Source organism: Lentzea sp. NPDC005914, assembly GCF_040629405.1.
Taxonomy (GTDB): Bacteria; Actinomycetota; Actinomycetes; order Mycobacteriales; family Pseudonocardiaceae; genus Lentzea.
The window spans coordinates 69,739-87,402 of sequence record NZ_JBEXVQ010000013.1; the positions used below are offsets into that span (position 1 = coordinate 69,739).

The following is a 17,664-nucleotide window of genomic DNA, read 5'->3' on the forward strand; positions in this document are numbered from 1 at the left end:
CCGGCCCTTCCCCTCCCCGCTCCTCGTGGCGAACGACCACCAGGGGTGTTTCAGCGACCGCGAAAACCATTGGAGGAGCGTCATGTCCGACCTGAACCGGCGGCAGCTCATGAAGCTCGGCGCGGGGGTGGTCCTGTCGCAGGCGGGGTGGACGGCGGTCGCCACCGCCTCGGCGGCGCCGCCGGAGGTGCGGGCGGCGAACGACCTCGCGCTGTGGTACGACCGCCCGGCCGGGTCCGACTGGCTGCGCGCGCTGCCGGTGGGCAACGGCCGGCTCGGCGCGATGGTGTTCGGCAACACCGACACCGAACGCCTGCAGCTCAACGAGGACACGGTCTGGGCGGGCGGTCCGCACGACTACAGCAACCCGCGGGGTGCCGGGTCGCTGGCCCAGATCCGGCAGCTCGTGTTCTCGAACCAGTGGACGCAGGCGCAGTCGCTGATCGACCAGACGATGCTGGGCAGTCCGGCCGGGCAGCTCGCCTACCAGCCGGTCGGCGACCTCAAGCTGGCGCTGCCGTCCGCGACCGCGACCGGGTACCAGCGCTCACTCGACCTCACGACGGCGACGACCGCGGTGAACTACACGGCGAACAACGTGCGCTTCCGGCGTGAAGTGTTCGCCAGCGCGCCGGACCAGGTGATCGTCGTGCGCCTGACCGCGGAGACACCGGGCTCGATCTCGTTCACCGCGACGTTCGGCTCACCGCAGCGCACCACGACGTCCAGCCCGGACGGCACGACGATCGCGCTGGACGGAATTTCCGGCGCCCAGCGGGGAATCAACGGCACTGTCCGGTTCCTCGCGCTGGCCAAGGCCGTGGCGGACGGCGGTTCTGTCAGCAGCTCCGGCGGGTCGCTCCGAGTGAGCAACGCCAACGCGGTCACCGTGCTGATCTCCATCGGTACCAGCTATGTGGACTTCCGCACGGTCAACGGCGACTACCAGGGCATCGCCCGCAGCCGCCTGAACGCCGCGCAGGGCCTCGCGTTCGACACCCTGCGGGCCCGGCACGTCGCCGACTACCAGGCGTTGTTCGGACGCGTGACGCTCGACCTCGGGCGCACAGCCGCGGCCGACCAGCCGACGGACGTCCGCATCACCCGGCACGCGAGCACCCCCGACCCGCAGTTCTCCGTGCTGCTGTTCCAGTACGGCAGGTACCTGCTGATCTCGTCGTCACGCCCCGGCACGCAACCGGCGAACCTGCAGGGCATCTGGAACGACCAGATGGCGCCGTTGTGGGACTCGAAGTACACGATCAACGCCAACCTGCCGATGAACTACTGGCCCGCGGACACCACCAACCTCGGCGAGTGCTTCCAGCCGGTGTTCCGCATGATCAACGACCTCACCGTGACCGGCGCCCGCACCGCACAGGTGCAGTACAACGCCCGCGGCTGGGTCACCCACCACAACACCGACGCCTGGCGCGGTTCCTCGGTCGTCGACTTCGCGGCAGCGGGCATGTGGCAGACGGGCGGGGCGTGGCTCTCGACCATGATCTGGGACCACTACCGGTTCACTGGCGACGTGACCTTCCTGCGCACGTACTACCCGGCGCTCAAGGGATGCGCGCAGTTCTTCCTCGACACGCTCGTCAGCGAACCGAGTCTCGGCTACCTCGTCACCAACCCGTCGAACTCGCCGGAGCTCAACCACCACTCGAACGCGAGCGTGTGCGCCGGGCCGACGATGGACATGCAGATCCTGCGCGACCTGTTCGACGGCTGCGCGAGTGCGTCCGAGGTGCTGGGTGTCGACGCGGACTTCCGCACGCAGGTGCGGGCGGCGCGGCAGCGGCTCGCCCCGATGAAGGTCGGCTCGCGCGGCAACGTCATGGAATGGCTCTACGACTGGGTCGAGACCGAGCCGAACCACCGGCACGTCTCCCACCTGTACGGCCTGCACCCGAGCAACCAGATCACCAAGCGCGGCACTCCTCAGCTGCACACCGCCGCACGCCGCACGCTCGAGCTGCGTGGCGACGCGGGCACCGGGTGGTCCCTCGCCTGGAAGATCAACTACTGGGCGCGGCTCGAGGAGGGCACCAGGGCTCACGACCTGCTCCGGTCCCTGGTGACGACGGAACGCCTCGCGCCCAACATGTTCGACCTGCACCCGCCGTTCCAGATCGACGGCAACTTCGGCGCGACCTCCGGCATCGCGGAAATGCTGCTGCACAGCCACAACGGCGAGCTGCACGTGCTGCCCGCGCTGCCGTCGGCCTGGCCCGCGGGCAGTGTCACGGGCCTGCGCGGACGCGGCGGGTACACCGTCGGCGCGACGTGGGCGGCGGACGGCGCGATCACCGTGTCCGTCACACCGGACCGCGACGGCACGGTCCGCGTTCGCAACCGGATCTTCGGCGGGACCTTCGAGCTGCGTGACATCACGACCGGCACGGCGGTCCAGCCGGTCAAGCCCGAGGCCGACGTCGCCGAGTTCACCGTCCAAACAGGACACACCTACCGCGCCACCGGCCAGGGCACCGGTTCCGGACCGGTGGTGAAGCCCGGCGTGAACTACCGGCTCGTCGCACGCCACAGCGGGAAGGTCATCGAGATCAGCGGTGCTTCCACGGCACCCGGCGCGCTGCTGCAGCAGTGGTCCCAGACCGGCGCGCTCAACCAGCAGTTCGACTTCGTGGACTCCGGCGGCGGCTACTACCGCGTCCGGGCCCGGCACAGCGGCCTGGTGCTCCAGGTCGCGAGCTCCAGCACCGGCGCCGACGTCACCCAGCAGGCCGACTCGAACGCGACGAGTCAGCAGTGGCGCGTGGTCGACCAGGGCGGCGGAGTGATCAGCCTGGTCAACCGGCAGAGCAACCTCGCCCTGGACGTCTGGAGCGTGTCGACCGCCGACGGCGCCCGTGTCTCCCAGTGGAACCCCACCGGCGCGGACAACCAGCGATTCCAGGTCCAAGCAGTGTGACACGAACCGAAGGGACAACGATGTTCCCCCAGCACAAGGGGCCTTGCCATGGTCAGGCATAGGTCCGTCATCGCCATGGCCGCCGCGAGCGCCGTGGTCTTCCTCGGCGCGGCCGGCATCGCACTCGGCGGCACGACCCACGGCGACGTCAGCGCGACGGCGGGCACGGCCGGATGCGGCAAGGCGCCCGCCCTGACGAGCGGCCAGCACACCATCAACACCGGTGGCCAGAACCGCTCGTACATCCTGCGGGTGCCGGCCGGCTACGACAACAACCGTCAGTACCGGCTGTTCGTCGGCCTGCACTGGCTGGGCGGCACCGCGAACGACGTCGACTCCGGCGGTGGCGACGGCTACAACTGGTCGTACTACGGGCTGCGGAAGCTCGCGGACGCGGCGAACAACGGCACGATCTTCGTGGCCCCGCAAGGCAACAGCAACGGCTGGGCCAACCCCGGCGGCCAGGACCTGACGTTCATCGACGACCTGGTCCGGTTGCTGGACAACAGCCTCTGCGTCGACACGACCCAGCGCTTCGCCGGTGGCTTCAGCTACGGCGGCGGGATGTCCTACGCGATCGCCTGCGCCCGCGCCAACGTGTTCCGCGCGGTCGTCGTCTACTCCGGCGGAGTGCTGAGCGGGTGCAGTGGCGGCAACGATCCCATCGCCTACATGGGCATCCACGGCGTGAGCGACAACGTGCTCAACATCTCCCAGGGCCGGAGCATGCGCGACAGGTTCGTGCGCAACAACGGCTGCACACCGCAGAACGCGCCGGAACCGCGTGCGGGCAGCCACACGCACATCATCACGAACTTCAGCGGATGCCGACCCGGTTATCCCGTGGTGTGGGCGGCGTTCGACGGCGGGCACACCCCGGGCCCGATCGACTCCGGCGGTGACGGCTGGCGGACCTGGACGTCCGGAGAGGCGTGGAAGTTCATCACCCAGCTCCCGGGCGGCGGCGGGCCGACAACCACCACGACCACCACGACGACGACCACCGGGAACCCGCCCGGCGACGCGGACTGCAAGATCAGCGACGCGATCAACGCGTGGAACAACGGTCTGACCTCGAACATCACCATCACGAACACGGGCACCGCACCGATCAGCGGATGGTCGCTGGCCTTCACCCTGCCGGGTGGCCAGACCATCACGTCCGGCTGGAGCGCCACCTACTCCCCCGCGTCCGGCCAGGTGACGGCCAAGAACGTGAACTACAACGCCGACATCGCACCGAACGCGTCCATCACCGTCGGTTTCCAGGCCACCCACACCGGCAATGCCGCGGCACCGACCTCGTTCGCCCTCAACGGCAAGACGTGCGCAGTCGCCTGACCATGACGAGAGAGAGTGCGAACAAACCCATGCAACAGCACAACATTTACCGATGGGCGGGGTCGCTGATCGCGGCGGCCGCGCTGGTCCTCTCCGGAGCCTCCGTCGCCCAGGCGCAGACGCCGGCCGAACCTGCCGCACTGGCCGGAACTCCGGGTTGTGGCAAGGCTCCGACGCTGCGCAACGGAAACCAGACGATCCAGAGCAGCGGCAAGAACCGGTCGTTCATCCTGAGCATCCCGGACAACTACGACAACACCCGCCAGTACCGGTTGATCTTCGGCTTCCACTGGCTGGGCGGCACGTCCGACCAGGTGGCGGGCGGTGGCAGCGACGGCGCCGTCTACGCCCACTACGGGCTGAAGCAGCTGTCGAACAACTCGACGATCTTCGTCGCTCCGCAGGGCCTCAACAACGGCTGGGGCAACTCGGGCGGCGAGGACGTCCGGTTCACCGACGACATGATCAGCCGGATCGAGAACGACCTCTGCGTCGACACCACGCAGCTCTTCTCGCTCGGCTTCAGCTACGGCGGTTCGATGAGCATCTCGCTCGCGTGCTCGCGCCCGAACGTGTTCCGCGCGATCGCCGCCATCGCCAGCCCCGGTGAGATCAGCGGCTGCGCGGGCGGCACCGCGCCCGTCGCGTACATGGGCATCCACGGCATCAACGACAACATCGGCGGTGGACGCGGCCAACGCGACCGCTGGGTCCGCAACAACGGCTGCACACCCCAGAACGCCCCCGAACCCGGACCGAACAGCCGCACGCACATCATCACCGCCTATTCAGGGTGCAAGACCGGCTATCCGGTGGTCTGGGCGCCGTTCGACGGCGGCCACCAGCAGGGTCCGGTGGACGGGTGCGCGGGCTGTGAAAGCGGTGCGCGCAGCTGGGTCAAGGGCGAGGTGTGGAAGTTCTTCACCGGTGACACGACTCCCACCCCGACCGCGTTCCGGTTGCGCGGCGAGGCTTCCGGTCGTTGCCTCGACGTCAACGGCGCGGGCACGGCGAACGGCACCCAGATGATCACGTGGGACTGCCACAACAACGCCAACCAGCAGTTCGTCCTCAACGGTCAGGCCCTCCAGGTGACGGGCAAGTGCGTCGAGGTGCCCGCCAACGCCGGCTCGGGCACCCAGGCCCGGATCTGGGACTGCAACGGCGCCGACAACCAGAAGTGGAACCTCACCACGACCGGCACCATCACCAACGTCCAATCAGGACTGTGCCTCAACTCCACCAGCAACAACAACGGCGCCGCAGTCACCGTGGCGACCTGCAACAACAGCACAGGCCAACGCTGGGCCAAGGCCTAGCCGGAGGGCGGGTGACGGCGGCACCGGGCGCGGAGCCGCCGTCCCCCGCGGAGTTCCCACCGCAACAGCGTGAGAAACGGAAGGAACAACGATGTTCCAACAGCACAAGGGGCCCTGCCATGTCCCGGCATAGGATCGTGATCGCCCTGGCCGCCGCGAGCGCTGTGGTCTTCCTGGGCGCGGCGGGCATCGCGCTCGGCGGCACCACTCCCGGCGGCCACGCCGAGGCGATGGCGGGAACGGCCGGCTGCGGCAAGCCACCCGCCCTGAGCAGCGGCCAGCACACCATCAACTCGGGCGGCCAGAACCGCACGTACATCCTGAGGGTGCCGGCCAACTACGACAGCAACCGCCAGTACCGGCTGTACGTCGGCCTGCACTGGCGCGGGGGCACGGCCAACGACGTCGACTCCGGCGGATCCGACGGCTACAACTGGTCGTACTACGGGCTGCGCAAGCTCGCGGACGCGGCGAACAACGGCACGATCTTCGTGGCGCCTCAGGGCAACGGCAACGGCTGGGCCAACCCCGGCGGCCAGGACCTGACGTTCATCGACGACATGATGAAGCAGCTGGAAGCGGGCCTGTGCGTCGACACGGCGCAGCGCTTTGCCGGCGGCTTCAGCTACGGCGGCGGCATGTCGTACGCGATCGCCTGTGCCCGCGCCAAGATGTTCCGCGCGGTCGTGGCGTACTCGGGCGCCGAGCTCAGCGGCTGCAGCGGCGGCAACGATCCCATCGCCTACATGGGCATCCACGGCGTGACCGACAACGTGCTCAACATCGGTCTGGGTCGCGGGTTGCGCGACAGGTTCGTGCGCAACAACGGGTGCACCGCCCAGAATGCGCCGGAGCCGAACGCGGGCAGCCACACGCACATCATCACGAACTACAGCGGCTGCCGCGCGGGCTACCCCGTGGTGTGGGCCGCGTTCGACGGCGGGCACACCCCTGGGCCGATCGACTCCGGCGGTGACGGCTGGCGGACCTGGACTTCCGGCGAGGCCTGGAAGTTCATCACGCAGTTCGACGGTGGCCCTGGCCCGACGACCACGACCACGCCGCCTCCCGACCCGACCACGTTCCGGTTGCGCGGCGAGGGCTCCGGCCGCTGTCTCGACGTGACCGGCGCGGGCACGGCCAACGGCACCCAGTTCATCATCTGGGACTGCCACACCAACGCCAACCAGCAGTTCAGCCAGAACGGCCAGGCTCTGCAGGTGAGCGGCAAGTGCCTGGACGCGCCGAACAACGCCGGTTCCGGCACCAGGGTGCAGCTCTGGGACTGCCACGGTGGTGCCAACCAGAGCTGGAACTTCACCGGCGCCGGCACGATCACCAGCGTCCAGACAGGACTCTGCCTGACCGCGGGCGGCACGGGCAACAACTCGGCCGTGACCGTGGCGACCTGCCAGGGTGGCACCAACCAGCGCTGGGCCAAGGCCTGATGCGGGCCTCTCGTGGAACGCGGTGGCTGATCGCGATGGCCACCGCCGCGCTGGCTCTCTCCGGTGTCGGCACCGCCGACGCGAGCACCGCGCAGACGACGCCCGGCTGCGGCAAAGCTCCGACGCTGCGCAACGGAAACCAGACGATCCAGAGCAGCGGCAAGAACCGGTCGTTCATCCTGAGCATCCCCGACAACTACGACAACACCCGGCAGTACCGGCTGGTCTTCGGCTTCCACTGGTACGGAGGCACTTCCGACCAGGTGGCGGGCGGCGGCAGCGACGGCGCCGTGTACGCCCACTACGGACTGAAACAGTTGTCGAACAACTCGACGATCTTCGTCGCGCCACAGGGGCTCAACAACGGCTGGGCGAACTCCGGAGGCGAGGACGTCAGGTTCGTCGACGACATGATCAGCCGGATCAGCGGCGATCTCTGCGTGGACACCACCCAGGTCTTCGCGCTGGGCTTCAGCTACGGCGCCGGGATGAGCGTCGCGCTCGCCTGCGCCCGTCCGACCGTCTTCCGCGCGATCGTCTCCATCGCCGGTGGGGAGATCAGCGGATGTGCGGGCGGCGGCACGGCTCCCGTCGCGTTCATGGGCATCCACGGCATCAGCGACAACATCGGCGGTGGCCGGGCCCTGAAGGACAAGTGGGTCCGCAACAACGGCTGCACCCCGCAGAACGCGCCCGAGCCGGCACGGGGCAGCAACACGCACATCACCACGTACTACTCGGGGTGCAAGACCGGCTATCCGGTGGTCTGGGCACCGTTCGACGGCGGCCATCAACAGGGACCGGTGGACGGGTGCGCGGGCTGCGAGAGCGGGGCCCGCAGCTGGGTCAAGGGCGAGGTGTGGAAGTTCTTCACCGGCGAAACGCCGACCCCGCCGACCACGTTCCGGTTGCGAGGAGAAACCTCCGGTCGCTGTCTCGACGTCAACGGCGCCGGGACCGCCAACGGCACCCAGATGATCACCTGGGACTGCCACAACAACGCCAACCAGCAGTTCACCCTCAACGGCCAAGCACTCCAGGTCACCGGCAAGTGCGTCGAAGCACCCGCCAACGCCGGCTCCGGCACCCAAGCCCGGATCTGGGACTGCAACGGCAGCGCCAACCAGAAATGGAACCTCACCACCACCGGCACCATCACCAACGTCCAGACAGGACTGTGCCTCAACTCCACCAGCAACAACAACGGCGCCGCAGTCACCGTGGCGACCTGCAACAACAGCACAGGCCAACGCTGGGCCAAGGCCTAGCCGCATGAGTCGTGGGTGGTTTCCGTCTCCAGAGCGGCGGAAACCACCCACGAACTGTCAACCCGCAGTGCGCACACCGCGGAACGCGGCCGGGTCCGGAGTGCTCGAGCGCCGGGTCAGCTGCGGCGGCAACAGCACGACCTGCGGCCGTTTCCTGCCGTCGAACTCCGCGACCAGGAGCTCCACCGCCTGCCTGCCCAGTTCCTGCGCGGGCAGCCGCACCGAGGTGAGCGGCGGCGACATGCGTTCGGCGACCTCGTCGGCGCAGATCGCGACCACGGCGATGTCGCCGGGCACGTGCCGGCCGGCCGCACGCAGGCACGCGGTGATCCCGCCGAGCGCGGCCTCGTTGTGCACGACCAGCGCCGTCATCGACGGGTTCGCGCGCACCAGCACCTCGACCGCCCGCAGCACCGCGGCGTTGTCCTCCTCGACGGCCAGCGTCGTCGCCGCGACACCCCGGCGCATCGCGGCCGCGCCGAACCCCGCCATCGTCCGCCGGGCGAAGCCGGCGTCGCGATACACCGCGCCCGGTGAGCCGAGGAACCCGACGTGGCGGTGACCGAGGTCGGCGAGGTGGCCGAGGCACTTCTCTCCCGCGGCCTCGAAGTCGGCGTCCACACAGGACAGCTTGCTCGCCGGGGACGTGCGTCCGATCAGGACTGAGGGGATGGACAGGTGCCGCAGCAACGGCAGCCGGTCCTCCTCCATCTCGGCGTCCATCACCAGCAGCCCGTCCACCTGCGCGGCATTCGCGGCCCGCCGCAGCCCGGGCAGGCCGTCGTCCGCGGTCATCAGCAGCAGGTCCATCCCGTACCCGCGCGCGGTCGTGACCGCGCCGGCGACGAACCGCGTCACCGAGGGCAGGTACGTGTCCGCTCGCAGCGGCAGCACGAGCCCGATGACGTTCGCCCTGCCCCCGCCGGCCGTCCTGACGACCGCCTGAGGCTGGTAGCCCAGCGCTCTGATGCTCGCCCGGACCCTGGACTTCGTGACGGCCGAGATCGTCCGCTTGCCCGTGAGCACGTAGCACACGGTGCTCGGGGCGACGCCCGCGTGCCGCGCGACCTCCGCGATGGTGACCACACCGTCTCCTTCCCCGCCGACGTGCTCGAGAAACCTTGTAGCGGTGGAAAAGCGCCTTCTGATCGCGAGTGGGCGGACATGCGAGCCGCCGCCGTCGTGGGTTCGGGGGACCACGACGGCGGCGGTCGGCTCCCGCGCGAGCGGAAGTCGCGCGGGAGCCCTGCTCTGCAGAGCCACGCTGCTCTCAGAGCTGTCCTGTTCTCACAACTGCTTCACTGCTGCCCAGGTCTTACAGAGCCGGGTAGGCGTTGCGCATGAGCTCCTGGAACTGCGCGGAGAACCACTTGCCGGACAACGGCGCGTCCGGCAGAGCGCCCGACATGCTGTTGCCGTTGCGCACGTTGCCGGTGTAGGTCGGGTCGCACATCTTGTCCGCGCCCTTGCCCTCGTTGTTCGGGATCTCCTTGCTCGCGCCGTCGGACTCACCCGGAGGCTTCATCCACACGAACGCGTCGACGCCGTCCGCGGGTGCCGCCTTCGGGCGTTCGCCGAGCCCCGCACCGGACTGGTTGCACCAGTTGCCGAGGTGGATGCGCCGGTCCAGCCTGCCGCCGTTCACGTAGGCGTCGACCGACGTCTGCGGGCCGGGTCCGGTGGGACGGGCGGCGCCACCCCAGCCGTTGCGGCTGGTGTCGATCAGCATGCCCACGTTCGCGTCGAAGCCCGCCTGCACCGCTCGCTGCCGGAACGCCTGCGCGTAGGACAGTTCGTCGGTGTAGCGGTTCCAGTCCACCCACTTCGACTCGCGCACGGACTTGCCGCCCACCGAGTCGTTGATCGAGAAGTTGGGCTCGCGCACCGCGCCGTAGTTGGCGGTGTTGGCGATGAAGCCCTGCACGTTGGCCTTGGTGCTGCCGGAGGCGTTCGCCGCCTGGAACAGCAGCTCGGCCGTCGGACCGAAGTTGTCGTCCCAGCCGATCCAGCCGTGGTGGCCGATGTCGAGGTAGTTGTAGACGTTGGGGATCGCGCCGAGCTTGGCGAGCGCGTACCCGACGCCGGTGATGTAGTTGCCGTTGGCCTTCATGACGTCGCACTGCGGCACGGCGGTCGGGCGCGGCGTGACGTTGGTGATCAGGTTCGGCAGGGAGTCGATCTCCACCGTGGTGACGATCCTCAGGTCCTTGTAGGCGGGCTTGGCGAGGATCGCCGCGATCGGGTCGATGTACTCGGTCTTGTACCTGTCGATCTCGGTGGGCTTGAGCTCACCGTTGGACGCGAGCGCCGAGCAGTCACGACCGGGCAGGTTGTAGATGACGAACTGGACCACGAGTGGTGAGCCCGCCGCCTGACGCACCGCCTCGTCCAGATGTCCCGCGATACCACGGGAGTCGACGGTGCCGGTGATCGCCGCGATGCGGTCGATCCACACACCGGTGGAGTTGTTCGCGACCCTGCTGCCACCGGGTTCGGCGGCGGCCTTCGCCGACCAGTCCGGGTTGACGTACATCTTCGCGCCGACGTACGGGTTGTCGACGCGGTTGCCGGGGCCGGGGCCAGGGCCCGGATCACTGGTCGTGGTGGTCGTGGTGGTGCTCGTCGGCGGCTGGCCGGTGCAGATCGTGCCGTTCAACGAGAACGACGCCGGGTCGGCGTTGGTGGAACCGGTGTAGCTGCCGTTGAAGCCGATCTCGGCCGCCGCACCGGTGCCCAGGCTGCCGTTCCACGACATGCTCGTCGCCGTGACGTCCGCGCCCGACTGCGACCAGTTGGCGCTCCAGCCCTGCGTCACCTTCTGCGTGCCGGGGAAGGTGAACTTCAGCGTCCAGGAGGACATGGCGTCACCGAGGTTGGTGATCTTCACCTTGCCGCCGAAGCCACCACCACCCCAGTTGTTCGCGGTGTAGTCCACGCGACAACCGGGTGCGGCGCCGGCGGGAGGCGCGCTCAGCGCGATCCCCGCGGTGGCGACGGCGGTGGCGACCACGACTCCCGCCGCTGCCCACCGCCTTTGTCCGTTGAGCCTCATTGCCACGGATCTCCTGTCTTTCAATGGTGTTTGATCGGTACGAGCTCACGCGAGGTCCAGGGCCGGTCCGGCGCGGGCGACCACGAAGGCGCCCGCGACCGGACCGACCACGAAGAGGGCGTCGAGGACCCTCATCACGGAACGGCGCACGAGACGCCGTTGAGCGTGAAGTTCACCGGGTCCGGCGCCGGACCCGTCGTCGTCGCGTTGAAGCCGAACTCCGCGGTGCCGCCCGCGGCGATGTCGGCGTTGTACGACGCCCCCTTCGCCGTGGCCTTCCCGTCGACGACGGTGATCGTGGACGACCAGGCCGACGACAGCTTCTGCCCGGCGGGGAAGTCCCAGACGAGCTGCCACGCGCGCACGGCTTCCGCGCTGCCGTTGGAGATCTTCACGTTCGCCGTGAAGCCGCCGTTCCAGGTGCTCGGCTTGGCGTAGGTCACCGTGCAGGCGCCGGGACCGCTGCCCGTGCGCACCGTGACGCCCGGCGAGGCCGGTGACACGTTGCCCGCGGAGTCCACCGCGACCACGCGGAAGGCGTAGTCGGTGTTCGCGGTGAGGCCTCTGACCGTGACCGAGTTCGTGGCCGAGGTGGCCGCAACCTGGTCACCGCGGTAGACGCGGTACTCCGATACGCCGAAGTTGTCCGCCGACGCCGGCCAGTCCAGCCGCACGGAGCTGCCCGTGACCGAGGACGCGACCGGCGTGCCCGGTGCGGTGGGCGGCTGCGTGTCCGGCACGCCGCCGTCGAACAGGACGTCGGAGCAGCTGTAGAACGCCTCCGGGCTGTCAGAACGCTGCCACAACGAGTAGACGATGTGCCGGCCCGACTTGTTCGGCAGTTTCGCCTGCCAGCTGTACTCACCGTTCGACTGGGGCGGGTTGGTGACCTTGTCGAACGGCACCGGCTCCAGATCGGACCACTTCAACGGCTTGGTGACGTCGAAGCCGTCCTTGGTGACGTACTGCTCCCAGGTGCCGGGGTGCGGTGCCCACGCGTTGTACCGCAACGTGACTGAAGCGTTCGCCGTCACCTTCGTCACCGGCCAGTCGGCCCGCGCCTGGTTGTAGGCGTCGTACTTCGTGGTCGGTCCGCACAGGTGGCCGTCGGAGATGATGTCCCGATGCCGTCCGGCGGCGTTGCTGATCAGGTTGCCGTACCAGTCCCACAGCGGTTGCTTGCCGCCGAGGGCGACCGCGTCGATGCACGCCGGGTTGGTGGGCTTGAGGTCTCCCCCACCGCTACCGGCCCTGCCGTCCTCGTAGCAGGCGTAGGTGCGACTCGCGGGCCACACCATCGAACCGTGCGCGAGCGCCGTGCCGCCTGTCTGCACGAGAACCGCACCGGTCATGGTCACCGCGGCCACGGCCAGGAGTGCGATGCGTTTTCTCATCTCGGCGCTCCTCACCCGAAGAGTTCGGTGTGCAGGGAGAACGCGGTCGCGATCTCGGTCTGGGCCCAGAACCTGTGGTAGGTGAACTCCGGAGCGGGACCACCGTCCAGATAGGACTGGACCTTGGACCACTGCGGGTCGTTGCGGAACATCGACCGCATCGACAGGAACGTCGAGTTCTGGCCGATCTGGTCGCCGTTGGGCATCTTCCCGGTCCAGCCCGGCGGCACGTACGGACCTTCGCCGGTGGTGGCGTTGTACGTGTCGTCGAAACGGTTGTAGTCGGTCCGGACCTCGGGCGTCGCGATGCCGAGGCTGTCCTGGTGCGCCATCAAGCCCGTCAGCAGTGCCTCACCGGTGGCCTTCGCCTGGGCGTGCCCGGACTTGGCCGCGTAGTTCAGCAGCACCTTGGCGTAGGACGCGGCCACACCGACGTCCTGGTTCTTGTTGACCACACGGACGTGCAGGTTCGCGTTCCCGCTGGGGTTCGTGGCGTTCCACGTGTCCGGTGAACCCGTCCACTCCAGATCAGCCGGGATCTGGAAGTTCGCGCCCGTCGTGGTGTTCGCCAGCGCCCAGGTGACCCACTTGTCGAGGATCTTCTTCGCGCGGGCGTCGCCGGTCATCCGGTACAACGCCGCTGTGCGCTCGAGACCCCACACCTGGAAGCCGAACCAGCGGTTCGACGGCGGGTCGCGCCACACGGGGTGCGGGTCGTAGTACATGCCGTAGAACGTCGGCGTGCCCGCGGGAGGCGTGGCGTACTGGCCCTCCCAGCTGTTCGTGACACCGCCGGCGAGGCCGCCGTCCGCCGACTGGAGCCACTGCAACAGTTCCAGCTGCCGGTCCAGGCTCTTCGCCCAGTCCTGCTGTCCGGTGGCGGACAAGGGCTTCAGCGCCGGGACGTTCGACAACGCGTACGCCGCCAACGGGTTCTGGTAACCCTGGTGCGAAGCGCTGTCGCCGATGCGCCACGCCCAGCCGGCACTCGTGTCGGTCGCACCGCCCCACGCGTAGTACCACGAGATCAGGTAGTGGTCGCTGTCCTTGCCCGTGCCCGCGGGGCAGGAGCTCGGGCTCGTGCAGTTGCCGATCTTCTTGAAGTACTTGTCGAACATCGAGTACCGCAGGTAGTCGCCCATCTTCGCGGCCTTGGCGACCTCGGGCGCCACCTGGGATCCCTTGCCCTGGGCGGTGGCCCACTGCTGAGCCAGCAGCGCCACCTGCACCGCGCGGGCGTCCGCGTCCGGCGCGTTGGTGTACTTCCACTGCTTGGCGTACGAGGAGTCCTTGGTGAACAGGTCCAGGTAACCGTTGGGGCCACCGTGTTTGAACGTGTCGCACGACGGCTGCGGGATCGTCTCCCACACCGACTCCGACGAGCCGCGCTGATAGGTGTTGATGTACGCCGGCGCCGTCGTACCGTCACCGCAGCGACCGAAACCGTAGGTGTTGTCCACGTCCAGCAGCCAGTGCATGCCGTAGATGTCATCCGTGCCGTACGCGGACTTCAGCTCCGACGCGATCGGGTCCCGACCCACCGGCGTTCCCGAATCCAGCTGGGACGGGTAGCGGTCCATCCGCGGATGTTCCGGCGCGTAGGTAGCGGGCTTCGACGCGTTGTACTTGTCGTTGGTGGGCTGGTCGGCCTTCGCCGGGATGATGAACTTCTCCATCGACGCCCACGCCGACTTGAACGGCGCCCAGTCACCCGTGACGCGGCCGTAGCTCGCCTCCAGCCACAGGTAGTAGCTGAACGCCTCCGACGTCGTCTGGTGACCGTGATCCGGCGCCTCCACCATCAGCGTCTCCACCGAGTGGTACGGCACCAGCAGATCACCGAACTTGCGGAAATACCCGCTCGCCGGATCCTTGATCTTGTTGTACTGATCCAGGAACGCCTTGCTGAAGTCCGAAGTGGACGACGAGATCTCCCGCACCGCGACCGAGGCAGGGGCATAATCGGTCGCAGTCGCAGTGAACGTGGCCGATGCCAGATCGCCACCGTTGTCCGCCGACGTCACCGTCACGGTCTGCTTCGCCGCACTCGAGAACGTAAGCGTCGTAGGCGCTGCAGTCAGGTCCGCACTGCCGGTGCGAGCGATCGTCACCGTCACCGGTGAGCTCGGCGCCGTCGCCAGCGAGACGTCGAACGTCGCCGTCTGGCCCTGCCGCACGTTGAGCGTGCTCGGCGTCGCCACCACCGCGGGCCCGGACAGCACCTTGACCATCGCCGGCGCCGAGGTCTTCGTGGCACCGAGGTTGTCGGTCGCCCTCGCGGTGATCTGGTGATCACCAGCGGTCGGCGACGCCCACGTGCCGGTGTACGGCGCGCTGGTGTCGGTCGCGACCAGCGTGTCGTCGGCGTAGAAGTCGACCTTCGTCACCGTTCCGTCGCTGTCCTGCGCGCTCGCCGCGAGCGGAACCGACGCGGGCAGCGTGTAGGTGCTGCCCGTGACCGGGGCCGTCAGCGTCACGGACGGCGCCTGGTTCGGGCCGGTGCACGCCACGCCGTTGACCGCGAAGTCCGTGGGAGGCCGGTTCGCGGAACCCTTGCTGCCGTTGAACCCGACCTGCGCCGAACCACCTCCCGGGATCGTCCGCGCCCAGTCCGGATTGGTCACGGACACCACCGCGCCGGTCTGGCTGAACGTGCCGTTCCAGCCCTGCGTGACCCGTTGCCCGTCCGGGAACGTCCACGTCAGGTTCCAGCCGTCCAGCGCGTCACCGTCGTTGCGGATCGTCGCTGTGGCACCGAATCCGGTGTCCCACTCGTTGGTGAGCTGGTAGGTGACCGTGCACGCGACCGCCGCGGGCGCCGCCACCGCGGGCACCCCTCCGATCGCCATCACCACCGCAGCCATCATGGCCGTTGTTCGCCGAGTCATGCCGCCGCCTCTCGACTTCTGGGAGCGCTCCCAGAGTTCACGGCACTGTAACGTGAGTCACTTGAATCGACTTATCCCTGATGTAACAGACCTTGCGCCAAAAAGCCCTGTCTGTTGCGCGAAACAGCGCAACTACCATTGCTCCGGCGGACCCCCTTACTGCTCCCTTCGAGTGGACTTCTGGGACCGCTCCCAGGAGCGTTATTGGCCCCTTGCCACCCTCTCTTCTGCGCGGTTCGCGCTACCCGCATTACGTTGCCACGAAACGAGAACCGCCCCGAAAACGCCGAGTTTCCCAGCCGGTTTTCGTATGGCCCGGAACGGAAACGGGGGTGGGTCGTTCCGCTTCGGAACCACCCACCCCCATTCAGGGGACAGCTCACCAGGCCAGATTCAGGCCCGAGATGTAATCGCGAAGCAACCCGGAGATCAACTGGTGGTCGTGCCGCGAGAAGTGCCAGTCGCAGCCGAGGAGGTCCAGAGCGGGGTCGGCGTAGTTCCAGTAGCGCACCTTGGTGTCGCCCTGGGCGGCACGGTCCTGCGCGACCTGCCGCACCGCGTCGGTGAACGTCCCCGAGGCCTGCCCGACGCTCACCAGAATCGTGGTGCCGGAGCCGTACCGGGCCCGCAGCTTGTCCAGGAACCCCTGGTACGCGGACTTGTACGCGGCGACAAGGCTTTGCGTGTCCGGCCACTGCTCGCCGGGGTTGAGCGCGGTCGAGAAGTCGTTGGTGCCCAAGCCCACCACGACCAGCTGCGGGTGCCACGTGCCGGGGTTCTGCCACACGTCGCCGTCGACGTTCAGCAACGCCCGGTCGTAGTAGGTGCGGTAGCTGGTGCCGGGACTGCCACCGCCGTAGTTGCGCACCATGCCACGGCCGGAGAACGCGTTGACCTGGTAGTCGGCGTTGAGCGCACGAGACGTGAGCGCGCCGAAACTGATGTCCGTGTTGGTGTTGCGGTCGACACCGCCGTTGGTGGAGCAGTCGCGCGTGGTCGACAGGTTGCCGTAGCCCGCGGTCAGCGAGTCGCCGATGAACTCGATCTGCCGGCTGCGCGCTACGGGCTTCGCGAGGATCGCGCCACCGTTCGCGGCGACGAACCCGCCGAACTCCCCTGCGGCGACCCAGGCGCTTTCGGTGCGCTTGACCAGCCGGACGCCGTGGTCGGCGTTGCTCAGGTTGTTCACCCAGTACGTGGTGCGGCCCGGTTTCGACAGCGTCGCGACGGTCGCGCCGTCGATCTGCACGTCGTAGTCGTTGTTCGAGTCGTTGAGGGAGATGCCGACCCCGGTGCCGCGGAACCGGCCCTCGAAGTAGACGCCGGGCCAGGAGTACTGACCGGACTTCGTGACCCGCCCCGCGGTGTGCGCCTGGGCCAGGACGTCCGGCGCCGGTACCGAACCCGTGCACGCCGTGCCGTTGAACGCGAAGTCGGTCGGAACGGGCGTCGTCGGGCCGTTCGCGACGAAGCCGAGCCCGGCGCTCGCCCCCGTGCCGAGCGAGCCGTTGTAGCCGACGTTGTCGACGGTGACCTGGGCGCCGGACTGGCGCACGGTTCCGTTCCAGATCTGGGAGACCGCCTGGCCGCCACCGAACGACCACGTCAGCCGCCAACCGGTGACCGCGTCGCCGAGGTTCGTGACGTTCAGGGAGGCGATGAACCCGCCCTGCCACTCGGTGGTGACCTGGTAGTCGACCTTGCACCCGGCGGCGGCTCGAGCCGCGGGAGCTCCACTGATCGTGGCGGCCGCCGTCAGAGCGACCGCTAGGGCGGCAGCTGCCGCCGATTTTGACCTGTGCACCCGGTTCCTCCTGGAATGGCCATGCCGCGGGCGAGAGAAGTCACGATCGTCCTCTGTGGACGACGCGGCGAATCCTTGTCTGGAAACGTTCTCAAGACCGGACCGTAGCGGAGAAGCACCACACCGGGAACGCGCCGGAACCAATCGACGACGGCGTTCGACGAAGGCTTTCGAACGTCGTCGAACGCAGGCGGCCGCCAAGAAGCCCGCCGCCG

At 68.5% G+C, this 17,664-nt stretch carries 10 protein-coding genes; 5 read left to right on the forward strand and 5 right to left on the reverse strand.

Annotation, left to right across the window (positions count from 1 at the left end; all coding sequences use genetic code 11):
- Nucleotides 1–82: 82 nt before the first annotated feature.
- From ABZ345_RS19980 to ABZ345_RS20000, 5 genes are all read left to right on the forward strand, one after another.
- Nucleotides 83–2,935: a glycoside hydrolase N-terminal domain-containing protein gene (locus ABZ345_RS19980; RefSeq protein WP_359850471.1), complete on the forward strand. Its 2,853-nt coding sequence runs from the start codon at nt 83–85 to the stop codon at nt 2,933–2,935.
- A 48-nt stretch (nt 2,936–2,983) separates the two neighbouring features.
- On the forward strand, nt 2,984–4,276 hold the full coding sequence (locus tag ABZ345_RS19985; RefSeq protein ID WP_359850473.1) for a cellulose binding domain-containing protein: 1,293 nt from the start codon (nt 2,984–2,986) through the stop codon (nt 4,274–4,276).
- A gap of 2 nt (nt 4,277–4,278) precedes the next feature.
- Entirely contained in the window at nt 4,279–5,595 is a 1,317-nt protein-coding gene (locus ABZ345_RS19990; protein WP_359850476.1) for a ricin-type beta-trefoil lectin domain protein, read from the forward strand.
- A gap of 119 nt (nt 5,596–5,714) precedes the next feature.
- Nucleotides 5,715–7,043, forward strand: coding sequence for a ricin-type beta-trefoil lectin domain protein (locus ABZ345_RS19995; RefSeq protein ID WP_359850479.1), 1,329 nt, complete (start codon nt 5,715–5,717; stop codon nt 7,041–7,043).
- Nucleotides 7,044–7,078: 35 nt separating this feature from the next.
- On the forward strand, nt 7,079–8,311 hold the full coding sequence (locus tag ABZ345_RS20000; RefSeq protein WP_359850482.1) for a ricin-type beta-trefoil lectin domain protein: 1,233 nt from the start codon (nt 7,079–7,081) through the stop codon (nt 8,309–8,311).
- Between the two features lie 57 nt (nt 8,312–8,368).
- On the opposite strand, the gene ABZ345_RS20005 is transcribed toward ABZ345_RS20000, so the two are convergent.
- The 5 genes from ABZ345_RS20005 to ABZ345_RS20025 all read right to left on the reverse strand — a co-directional run bounded on the left by ABZ345_RS20005 (nt 8,369) and on the right by ABZ345_RS20025 (nt 17,449).
- Nucleotides 8,369–9,397 carry a LacI family DNA-binding transcriptional regulator gene (locus ABZ345_RS20005; protein WP_359850485.1) on the reverse strand — a complete coding sequence of 343 codons (1,029 nt, stop codon included), beginning with the start codon at nt 9,395–9,397 and terminating at the stop codon, nt 8,369–8,371.
- A gap of 229 nt (nt 9,398–9,626) precedes the next feature.
- On the reverse strand, nt 9,627–11,363 hold the full coding sequence (locus tag ABZ345_RS20010) for a glycoside hydrolase family 6 protein (RefSeq protein WP_359850488.1): 1,737 nt from the start codon (nt 11,361–11,363) through the stop codon (nt 9,627–9,629).
- Between the two features lie 134 nt (nt 11,364–11,497).
- The gene (locus ABZ345_RS20015; protein WP_359850491.1) at nt 11,498–12,757 is read right to left on the reverse strand and encodes a lytic polysaccharide monooxygenase; all 1,260 of its coding nucleotides are present in this window, start codon (nt 12,755–12,757) and stop codon (nt 11,498–11,500) included.
- A gap of 11 nt (nt 12,758–12,768) precedes the next feature.
- Nucleotides 12,769–15,645, reverse strand: coding sequence for a glycoside hydrolase family 48 protein (locus ABZ345_RS20020; protein ID WP_359850494.1), 2,877 nt, complete (start codon nt 15,643–15,645; stop codon nt 12,769–12,771).
- Nucleotides 15,646–16,024: 379 nt separating this feature from the next.
- Complete coding sequence (locus ABZ345_RS20025; protein WP_359850497.1) at nt 16,025–17,449, reverse strand: cellulose binding domain-containing protein; 1,425 nt, start codon at nt 17,447–17,449, stop codon at nt 16,025–16,027.
- Nucleotides 17,450–17,664: the final 215 nt, after the last annotated feature.